Origin of the sequence: Streptomyces durocortorensis, assembly GCF_016901035.1 — a bacterium.
Taxonomy (GTDB): domain Bacteria; phylum Actinomycetota; class Actinomycetes; order Streptomycetales; family Streptomycetaceae; genus Streptomyces; species Streptomyces durocortorensis.
Map to the genome: position 1 here is coordinate 13,253 of NZ_JAFEUF010000143.1, position 5,914 is coordinate 19,166.

Consider the following 5,914-nt stretch of genomic DNA (forward strand, 5'->3'; position numbering starts at 1 on the left):
CCACGCCCGCCACCCCACCTGCCTCCTGCCCCCCTCGCCTCCTGCGCCCCGCGCGGGGGCCGCCCCCCCCCCCCCCCCCCCCCCCCCCCCCCCCCCCCCCCCCCCCCCCCCCCCCCACGGACGTGACCGGCAACCCGGCCGCCGACGTACCCGCCCCACCCGCCCATCCGGTGCACCGCCGCCAGGGGAGCCTCCCGCTCCCCCACACAGACCGGAAAGACCATGGCTTCCACCACACCGATAGACACGCCACCGGCGCCGCCGGTCCCGCGGCCCAGCCCCCGGTCCACCGGGCGCATGGGCGACAAGATCTTCCTGGGCCTCTCCCGCGGCTCGGGCATCCTGCTGCTCGTGATCATGGCGTCGATCGCCGTGTTCCTCACCTACCGCTCGGTGCTCGCCATCTCGAAGGACGAGGGCAACTTCCTCACCACCTTCGACTGGAACCCGGCCGGCGACCCGCCGGTCTTCGGCATCGCGGTCCTGCTCTTCGGCACGGTCGTCAGCTCGATCATCGCGATGGTCATCGCGGTTCCGATCGCTGTCGGCATCGCCCTGTTCATCTCGCACTACGCGCCGCGCAAGCTGGCCGCCCCGATCGCGTACGTGGTCGACCTGCTGGCCGCCGTGCCCAGCATCGTCTACGGCATCTGGGGTGCGCTCGTGCTCGTGCCGTACCTGGAGGGCCTGAACCTCTGGCTCGACCAGTTCTTCGGCTGGACGTACATCTTCGAGAAGACCGAGGTCGGCGTCGCCCGCTCGCTCTTCACCGTCGGCATCCTGCTCGCGATCATGATCCTGCCGATCGTGACCAGCGTCAGCCGCGAGGTCTTCCTCCAGGTCCCGAAGATGAACGAGGAGGCCGCGCTCGCGCTCGGCGCCACCCGCTGGGAGGTCATCCGCCTCTCCGTGCTGCCCTTCGGCCGCTCCGGCATCATCTCCGCCTCGATGCTGGGCCTCGGCCGCGCGCTCGGCGAGACGATGGCCGTCGCCACGGTCCTCTCCCCGAACTTCCTCATCTCGCTGCACCTGCTGAACCCGGGCGGCGGCACGTTCGCCCAGAACATCGCGGCCAAGTTCGGCGAGGCCGACGCGTTCGGGCGGGACGCCCTGATCGCCTCCGGCCTCGTCCTCTTCGTCCTCACCCTGCTGGTCAACGGCGCGGCCCGGCTCATCATCGCCCGCCGCAAGGAGTACTCGGGGGCCAACGCATGAGCCACGCACCCACCGGCGTCATGGAACGCCCGACGCCCGCATCGCCCTCCCCGAAGAGCAGCCTCGGCAGCCGCTCCCTCCCCCGCCTCGCGCCGCTCGGCTTCGCCGCCGTCTCGATCGCGCTCGGCGTCGGCCTCTCGCTGGCCGCCGGCTGGGAGAGCCGCATCCAGTGGGGCATGATCTCCGCCCTGCTCTTCCTGGCCATCTCCTACGTCGCCACGACGGTCGTCGAGAACCAGCGCCAGGCCAAGGACCGCCTCGCCACCAGCGTGATGTGGGTCTGCTTCCTCATCGCCGTCGTCCCGCTCGCCTCCCTGCTCTGGACGACGATCGTCCGCGGCGCCGAGCGCCTGGACGGCTACTTCCTCACCCACTCGATGGCCGGTGTGCTCGGCTCCGAGGCCAGCGGCGGCGTCTACCACGCGCTGATCGGCACCCTGGAGCAGGTCGGTATCGCCACGGTGATCTCCGCCCCGCTCGGTCTGCTGACCGCCGTCTACCTCGTCGAGTACGGCAAGGGCTCGCTGGCCAAGGCCGTCACCTTCTTCGTCGACGTGATGACGGGCATCCCGTCCATCGTGGCCGGTCTCTTCATCCTGTCGATCATGCTGATCGCCAACCTGGAGCCCTCCGGCCTGATGGGCGCGCTCGCCCTGACCATCCTGATGATCCCGGTCGTGGTCCGCTCCACCGAGGAGATGCTCAAGCTCGTCCCGAACGAGCTGCGCGAGGCCTCCCTCGCCCTCGGCATCCCGAAGTGGCGCACCATCCTGAAGGTGGTCCTGCCGACCGCGATCGGCGGCATCACCACCGGTGTCATGCTCGCCATCGCGCGTATCGCCGGTGAGACGGCCCCGATCATCCTGCTGGTCTTCGGCAGCCAGCTGATCAACACGAACCCCTTCGAAGGCGCCCAGTCCTCGCTGCCGTTCTACATCTACGAGCAGTACAAGATCGGCGAGGCCGCGTCCTACGACCGCGCCTGGGCAGCGGCCCTGGTGCTGATCGCCTTCGTCATGATCCTCAACCTCGTGGCCCGCGGCATCGCCCGCTGGAAGGCCCCGAAGACCGGTCGCTGACGCGGCCATCAGCGACCTCCCGAAAGAAGCAGTGATTTCCATGGCCAAGCGCATCGACATCAGCGGCCTCAGCGCCTTCTACGGCAGCCACAAGGCCATCGAGGACATCTCGATGACCGTGGAGCCCCGCTCCGTGACGGCCTTCATCGGCCCGTCCGGCTGCGGCAAGTCCACCTTCCTGCGCACCCTGAACCGGATGCACGAGGTCACCCCCGGCGGCCGCGTCGAGGGCAAGGTGCTGCTGGACGACGAGAACCTCTACGCCTCCAACGTCGACCCGGTCACCGTGCGCCGCACGGTCGGCATGGTCTTCCAGCGCCCCAACCCCTTCCCCACCATGTCGATCTTCGACAACGTGGCGGCGGGCCTCCGGCTGAACGGCAGCTACCGCAAGAGCGAGCTGAACGACGTCGTCGAGAAGTCCCTGCGCGGCGCGAACCTCTGGAACGAGGTCAAGGACCGGCTCAACAAGCCCGGCTCCGGCCTTTCCGGCGGCCAGCAGCAGCGTCTGTGCATCGCCCGCGCCATCGCGGTCGAGCCGCAGGTCCTGCTGATGGACGAGCCGTGCTCGGCGCTCGACCCGATCTCGACCCTCGCCATCGAGGATCTGATCGGCGAGCTGAAGGAGCGGTTCACGATCGTCATCGTGACGCACAACATGCAGCAGGCGGCCCGCGTCTCGGACCGCACCGCGTTCTTCAACCTCGCGGCGGTCGGCAAGCCCGGCCGGCTCATCGAGATCGACGAGACGGAGCGGATCTTCTCCAACCCGTCGGTCCAGGCCACGGAGGACTACATCTCGGGCCGCTTCGGCTGAGTCACGCACTCCGTCATAAACGGCCTTGTGGTGCTGCATGGCGGTGCCACCACAAGGCGAAAGGGTCCGCCCCCGCTCTCCCTGGTACGGAGAGCGGGGGCGGACCCATGTACGTACTGCGTGCAGAGGGCTACCCGAAGAGCAGCAGCACCGCGCCGTAACTCAGCGCAGCGACCAGCGCCGCGGCGGGCATGGTGATGAACCAGCCCAGGATGATGTTCTTCGCGACGCCCCAGCGCACGGCGTTCACGCGCTTGGTGGCGCCGACGCCCATGATCGCTGAGGTGATGACGTGCGTGGTCGAGATCGGCGCGTGGAAGAGGAACGCCGAACCGAACATGATCGAGGCGCCCGTCGTCTCGGCGGCGAAGCCCTGCGGCGGGTCCAGCTCGATGATCTTCCGGCCGAGGGTCCGCATGATGCGCCAGCCGCCCGCGTACGTACCGAGCGAAAGCATCAGCGCACAGGCGATCTTGACCCAGACCGGGATCTCGTCGTTGGGGCCCTCGACGTCGGCGATGACCAGGGCCATCACCACGATGCCCATCGTCTTCTGCGCGTCCTGGAGGCCGTGGCCGAGCGCCATGCCCGCCGCCGAGACCGTCTGCGCGATCCGGAAGCCGCGCTTGGCCTTGTGCGGGTTGGCGTTCCGGAATATCCACAGGATGCCGACCATCACCAGATAGCCGGCGATCAGGCCGACGAACGGGGAGATGAACATCGGGATGACGACCTTCTCCAGCACCCCGGACCAGATGACGTCCGTGCCGCCGGCCAGCGCCGCCCCGACCATGCCGCCGAAGAGGGCGTGCGAGGACGAGGAGGGGAGGCCGAAGTACCAGGTGATGAGGTTCCAGATGATCGCGCCGACCAGCGCCGCGAACAGGATGCCCATCCCCTTCTGCCCGACGGGCGTGGCGATCAGGCCTTCGCTGACGGTCTTGGCGACCCCCTGGCCCAGGAAGGCGCCGGCGAGGTTCATCACCGCCGCCATCGCCAGGGCCGCACGCGGGGTCAGCGCCCGGGTGGAGACCGAGGTGGCGATGGCGTTGGCCGAGTCGTGGAAGCCGTTCGTATACGTGAAGCCGAGCGCGACACCGATGGTCACGATCAGCGCAAAGGTGTCCACGAGGTTCAGGACTCCTTGACCGCGATGGTCTCCACGGTGTTGGCCACGTGCTCGAACGCGTCAGCCGCCTCTTCCAGCACATCCACGATCTGCTTGAGCTTCAGCACCTCCATGGCGTCGTACTTGCCGTTGAAGAGCTGGGCCAGCAGCTTGCGGTGGACCTGATCGGCCTGGTTCTCCAGGCGGTTGATCTCGATCCAGTACTCGGTGAGGTTGGCCATGGTCCGCAGCCCCGGCATGGCCTCGGCGGTCAGTTCCGCCGCCCGGGCCAGCACCTCGATCTGCTGCTCGACGCCCTTGGGGAGCTCCTGGACCTGGTAGAGGACGACCAGGTCGACGGCCTCCTCCATGAAGTCCATGATGTCGTCGAGCGAGGACGCCAGCTTGTAGATGTCCTCGCGGTCGAACGGCGTGATGAAGGAGGAGTTCAGCTGGTGGAAGATCGCGTGGGTGGCATCGTCCCCCGCGTGCTCCGCTGCCCGCATACGCTCCGCGATCTCGACTCGGGAGGCAGAATCCGCCCCGAGCAGTTCCATCAGGAGTTTCGAGCCCGTGACAATGTTGTCCGCAGACGCGGAGAACATGTCGTAGAAGCTCGTCTCCCTGGGGGTCAGACGAAAGCGCACGTGGGGTCCTCGGGATGCTTTGGATTCGGTCAGGCTGATGCTAGGCGCATCATCCGGCCACGGCTAACCGGCGTTCTTCAGTGTCGCCCATCGGACACGGCGATCAGCACGGACCCCCGGTCACGTTTCGGCGGGATTCGTTACGATATACCCGGCAGGGGTATAAGACCGCAAGAGTGCAGCGGGTAGACCGCAGCACACATGAGGGCCAGAACACATGAGGGCAACGGGAGGACGCAGATGACCACGACCGGGACCACAGGAGCGGAATCGGCGGGCGTGGCGGCCCCGGACGCGGAGGCGGTCGCCCCTGTGGACATCGTCACCGACCACGACCGCGGCATCCACGGCTACCACCACCAGAAGGACGAGCACCTCAAACGGCTGCGCCGGATCGAGGGCCAGATCCGCGGCCTGCAGCGCATGGTCGACGAGGACGTCTACTGCATCGACATACTCACCCAGGTCTCGGCTTCCACGAAGGCGCTGCAGTCCTTCGCCCTCCAGCTGCTGGAGGAGCACCTGCGCCACTGCGTCGCCGACGCGGCCGTCAAGGGCGGCGAGGAGATCGACGCGAAGGTCGAGGAGGCCACGAAGGCCATCGCCCGCCTGCTCCGCACCTGAGGCGCGGCCCGCACCGGGCGCGCCCGCCGCTCGCGGATGTCGCGGACATCACCACGGATGCCGCGGACATCACCCCGGATGCCACAGGCATCACCCCCGGCGAACGGCCTGCCGGGGGACCGTGGCCCAGGACTCCGCGCCCCGGACGTCGAGCACTTCGTCGATACGGTCGGGACTGAGGCGCTCCTCGCCCGCCGCCGCCGACGCGGCGATCATCAGCTCGCCGCACAGCTCGATCTCGGCGAGGGCCACACAGTCCTGAGCGTTCGGAGCGCTGAGCGTCACCACCTGCGTCACCTCTCTCTGCCGTCCTTCCGGCCGTCACCGGCCTCTGGCACACCGACTCCCCAGCCTAGGGAGCGCGATACGTGCCGCGCATGGCACGGACGGACCATTTTGAGCCCCCTCCCAACCGGTCCCACCC

General features: G+C 68.4%; 7 protein-coding genes. 4 read left to right on the forward strand and 3 right to left on the reverse strand.

Annotated elements, in window-relative coordinates; all coding sequences use genetic code 11:
• The first annotated feature begins 222 nt into the window (after positions 1-222).
• From pstC to pstB, 3 genes are read left to right on the forward strand one after another with little or no spacing between them, the layout of a single operon-like run.
• Entirely contained in the window at positions 223-1,215 is a 993-nt protein-coding gene (gene pstC / locus JS521_RS23645) for a phosphate ABC transporter permease subunit PstC (RefSeq protein WP_205084961.1), read from the forward strand.
• Positions 1,212-2,294, forward strand: coding sequence for a phosphate ABC transporter permease PstA (pstA, locus tag JS521_RS23650; RefSeq protein WP_205084962.1), 1,083 nt, complete (start codon positions 1,212-1,214; stop codon positions 2,292-2,294). Before pstC ends, pstA begins: the two co-directional genes overlap by 4 nt.
• Before the next feature lie 40 nt (positions 2,295-2,334).
• Positions 2,335-3,111, forward strand: a complete 777-nt coding sequence (gene pstB, locus JS521_RS23655) for a phosphate ABC transporter ATP-binding protein PstB (protein ID WP_205084963.1) — start codon at positions 2,335-2,337, stop codon at positions 3,109-3,111.
• Between the two features lie 130 nt (positions 3,112-3,241).
• Here the strand turns inward: pstB and JS521_RS23660 are convergent, their stop codons facing one another.
• Both JS521_RS23660 and JS521_RS23665 read right to left on the reverse strand, forming a co-directional pair.
• A complete protein-coding gene (locus JS521_RS23660; RefSeq protein WP_205084964.1) occupies positions 3,242-4,240 on the reverse strand; it encodes an inorganic phosphate transporter in 999 nt (332 codons plus the stop codon).
• Positions 4,241-4,245: 5 nt separating this feature from the next.
• The gene (locus JS521_RS23665; RefSeq protein WP_015610166.1) at positions 4,246-4,866 is read right to left on the reverse strand and encodes a DUF47 domain-containing protein; all 621 of its coding nucleotides are present in this window, start codon (positions 4,864-4,866) and stop codon (positions 4,246-4,248) included.
• Between the two features lie 240 nt (positions 4,867-5,106).
• Here JS521_RS23665 and JS521_RS23670 point away from each other — a divergent pair, with 240 nt between their 5' ends.
• Positions 5,107-5,490: a metal-sensitive transcriptional regulator gene (locus tag JS521_RS23670; protein ID WP_239487728.1), complete on the forward strand. Its 384-nt coding sequence runs from the start codon at positions 5,107-5,109 to the stop codon at positions 5,488-5,490.
• 90 nt (positions 5,491-5,580) lie between these two features.
• Here the strand turns inward: JS521_RS23670 and JS521_RS23675 are convergent, their stop codons facing one another.
• Positions 5,581-5,787 carry a hypothetical protein gene (locus tag JS521_RS23675; protein ID WP_205084965.1) on the reverse strand — a complete coding sequence of 69 codons (207 nt, stop codon included), beginning with the start codon at positions 5,785-5,787 and terminating at the stop codon, positions 5,581-5,583.
• Positions 5,788-5,914: the final 127 nt, after the last annotated feature.